The organism is uncultured Nitratireductor sp. (assembly GCF_913053745.1).
In the GTDB taxonomy this organism is placed as follows: Bacteria; Pseudomonadota; Alphaproteobacteria; order Rhizobiales; family Rhizobiaceae; genus Nitratireductor.
In genome coordinates, this window is sequence record NZ_CAJXGF010000245.1 from 1 (window position 1) to 3,543 (window position 3,543).

Annotated in this window: 3 protein-coding genes; all 3 read left to right on the top strand. The window is 57.1% G+C overall.

Annotation, left to right across the window (positions count from 1 at the left end; translation table 11 throughout):
• The first annotated feature begins 79 nt into the window (after positions 1-79).
• Positions 80-1,255, top strand: a complete 1,176-nt coding sequence (locus QZ638_RS22870) for a cysteine desulfurase family protein (protein ID WP_295814989.1) — start codon at positions 80-82, stop codon at positions 1,253-1,255.
• Positions 1,256-1,437: 182 nt separating this feature from the next.
• Positions 1,438-2,961 carry a Fe-S cluster assembly protein SufB gene (gene sufB, locus QZ638_RS22875; RefSeq protein ID WP_295814992.1) on the top strand — a complete coding sequence of 508 codons (1,524 nt, stop codon included), beginning with the start codon at positions 1,438-1,440 and terminating at the stop codon, positions 2,959-2,961.
• A 27-nt stretch (positions 2,962-2,988) separates the two neighbouring features.
• Positions 2,989-3,543, top strand: a 555-nt coding sequence (sufC, locus tag QZ638_RS22880; RefSeq protein WP_295814995.1) for a Fe-S cluster assembly ATPase SufC, incomplete at its 3' end; no start/stop codon positions are given.

The following is a 3,543-nucleotide window of genomic DNA, read 5'->3' on the forward strand; positions in this document are numbered from 1 at the left end:
GAAATTACGTCATAGTGGCCAAGATTGGCCAGGAAGGCGTGAAGCAGACGACAGATTCGCGGAGAAAAGCGGAAGATCGATGTCGGCGACCAGGGCATATCTCGATTTCAACGCCAGCGCGCCACTGCTCGAGCGGGCCAGGGTGGCCATGGTTGACGCTCTGTCTCAGCCGGCCAATCCGTCCTCCGTTCATACCGAAGGCCGTGCCGCCCGACGGGTGATCGAAGAAGCGCGCAACCATGTGGCAACGCTGGTTGGCGGGCAGGCAGAACATGTCGTGTTCACGTCGGGGGCGACAGAAGCGGCGGCGACGCTGTTGACGCCGCACTGGAGGATGGGCCGCGCTCCTCTCGGTTTCTCGGCGCTTTACGTCAGTGCTGCCGATCACCCCTGTATTATGAGGGGCGGACGTTTTTCCAACAGCGCGATCAGTACGATAGCTGTTCGTACTGACGGAACGGTCGATCTTGCGGATCTGGAGGCGAAACTTGCCGCCCATGATCGCGGAAAGGGTTTGCCTCTGGTGGCCATGCACGCGGTCAACAACGAAACGGGCGTCATCCAGCCAATCGAGCAGATTGGCCGCCTTGCTAAGGCGGCGGGCGCTGTCACCGTGTTCGACGCAGTTCAGGCAATAGGCCGAATTCCTGTCGACATTTCAGTAGGATATACCGATTTCCTTATTGTTTCTTCGCACAAGATCGGTGGGCCGAAGGGAGCGGGTGCCCTTGTTGGCAGTGCCGACCTGATGATGCCCGAGGCTCTGATCGATGGCGGCGGTCAGGAAAAGGGGCATCGCGGAGGTACGGAGAATCTTCCTGCAATTGCAGGGTTCGGTGCCGCTGCAGCGGATGCATTGGAGGGACTTGCCCGGGTGGAGGCGTTGGCCGCCATGCGCGATCGCTTTGAGACATCGATCCTCGAGTATATTCCCGATGCGGTGATTCATGGCCGGGATGTGGCGCGGGTGGCCAATACGAGTTTCTTTTCGATTCCCGGCACGAAGGCTGAAACGGCGCAGATCGCCTTCGATCTCGGCGGTGTCGCACTGTCTTCTGGTTCTGCTTGCTCGTCCGGTCGTGTCGGACCGAGTCACGTGTTGAAAGCGATGGGGCAGGGTGACGACGCAAGCGCGCTGCGCGTTTCGATAGGACATTCGACCGGCGACAAGGATTTGGCGCTTTTCAGGGCAGCGCTGTCCAACATCGCAAAGCGACGAAAGAGTGCGGACAAAAGCGGCGCGCAAGCTGCTTGAGTTGGCACAGAGGAAAAAACGGAACTGATGCAGATTAAAATGGAGAAAAAGACACATATTTAATATGTGACCGGATGAAACATCTGCTCCGAGGCACTATATGAGGTTTGCCGAGAGGCAATCACGGTGTGCTTAATTTGAAGACGGCCGGGCCTTGACCCCGGCATGGATGGAGAACGCATATGCCTGCCGTGCAGGAGACGATTGATCAGGTCCGCATGATCGATGTGGACCAGTATAAGTATGGTTTCGAGACTCTCATCGAGAGCGACCTGGCCCCTAAGGGCCTGAACGACGATATTATCCGCTTCATTTCGGCCAAGAAAGATGAGCCGGAATGGATGACGCAATGGCGTCTGAACGCCTTTAAGCGCTGGCAGGCCATGGAAGAGCCGAGTTGGGCGCGCGTCAGCTATCCCAAGATCGATTTCCAGGACCTGCATTATTATGCGGCGCCTAAAAACCAAGCTGGTCCGAAATCGCTGGATGAAGTCGATCCGGAATTGCTTAAAACTTACGAAAAGCTCGGTATCCCCTTGAGGGAACAAGAGATTTTGGCTGGTGTTCGCAAGCAGGGCGAACCCAGTGACCTGGAAGACAATCCAGGCGGCAACGTCTATAGCTCGGGTCGCGTGGCGGTTGATGCCGTGTTCGATTCCGTTTCGGTCGTAACCACCTTTAAGGAGGAGCTCGCCAAGGCAGGCGTGATCTTCTGCTCGATCTCCGAGGCGATCCGCGAACATCCCGAGCTGGTCCAGAAATATCTCGGCTCCGTTGTGCCGGTGTCGGACAATTTCTACGCAGCGCTGAATTCGGCGGTCTTTACCGACGGCTCCTTTGTCTACGTCCCGAAGGGCGTTCGCTGCCCGATGGAGTTATCTACCTATTTCCGTATCAATGAGCGCAATACCGGCCAGTTCGAGCGTACGCTGATCATTGCCGAAGAAGGGGCGTACGTTTCTTATCTGGAAGGCTGTACGGCGCCACAGCGCGACGAGAACCAGCTTCATGCTGCGGTGGTCGAGCTGATTGCGCTGGATGATGCGGAGATCAAATACTCCACCGTTCAGAACTGGTATCCGGGCGATTCCGAAGGCAAGGGCGGCATCTACAATTTCGTCACCAAACGGGGCGATTGCCGGGGTAAAAACTCCAAAATCTCCTGGACCCAGGTGGAGACCGGTTCGGCGATCACCTGGAAATATCCGTCCTGCATTCTGCGCGGCGACAACAGTCGTGGTGAATTCTACTCGATTGCCGTGTCCAACGGCCATCAGCAGATCGATTCCGGCACCAAGATGCTGCATCTGGGTAAGAACACGTCGAGCCGTATTATTTCAAAGGGCATTTCAGCGGGCAATTCGCAGAACACCTATCGTGGACAGGTTTCGGCACATCGCAAGGCGGCCAATGCCCGTAACTTCACCCAGTGCGACAGCCTTTTGATCGGCAATGACTGCGGTGCGCACACTGTTCCCTATATCGAAGCCAAGAATGCCACGGCACAGTTCGAGCACGAGGCGACGACGTCGAAGATTTCCGAGGACCAGCTGTTTTATGTGATGCAGCGCGGTATTCCCGAAGAAGAAGCCATCGCCTTGATCGTCAACGGCTTTGTCAAGGATGTCATTCAGGAATTGCCGATGGAGTTCGCTGTCGAGGCGCAGAAGCTCATCGGTATTTCGCTCGAAGGTTCGGTCGGCTGACCCCGACGCATTTGTTTGGAAGAAATCATGCTTGAGATCAAAAACCTGCACGCCCGCATCGCCGAAGACGGCACCGAGATCATTCGTGGTCTCAATCTGACCGTGAAGGCTGGTGAAGTGGCCGCGATCATGGGCCCGAACGGCTCGGGTAAGTCCACGCTGTCCTATATCCTCGCAGGGCGCGAGGACTATGAGGTCACCGAGGGCGATATACTTTACAATGGCGGATCCATCCTGGAGATGGATCCGGCCGAGCGTGCCGCCGCCGGCCTCTTCCTCGCTTTCCAATATCCAATGGAGATACCGGGCGTGGCGACGATGGAGTTCCTCAAAACCGCGATCAACGCCCAGCGTAAGGCGCGCGGCGAGGAAGAGCTGAAGATTCCGGACATGTTGAAGCGTGTGCGCGCCGCCGCTGACGAGTTGGACATGAGCATGGACATGCTCAAACGTCCGCTCAATGTCGGTTTCTCCGGCGGCGAGAAGAAGCGCAACGAGGCGCTGCAGATGGCGGTGCTGGAACCGACGCTGGCGATCCTGGACGAAACGGATTCCGGCCTCGACATCGACGCGCTCAAGGTC

Excerpts from the sequence above, each read along its gene's own strand:
- QZ638_RS22870 (WP_295814989.1), top strand. The coding sequence starts at position 80 with ATGTCGGCGACCAGGGCATATCTCGATTTCAACGCCAGCGCGCCACTG.
- sufB (WP_295814992.1), top strand. The coding sequence starts at position 1,438 with ATGCCTGCCGTGCAGGAGACGATTGATCAGGTCCGCATGATCGATGTG.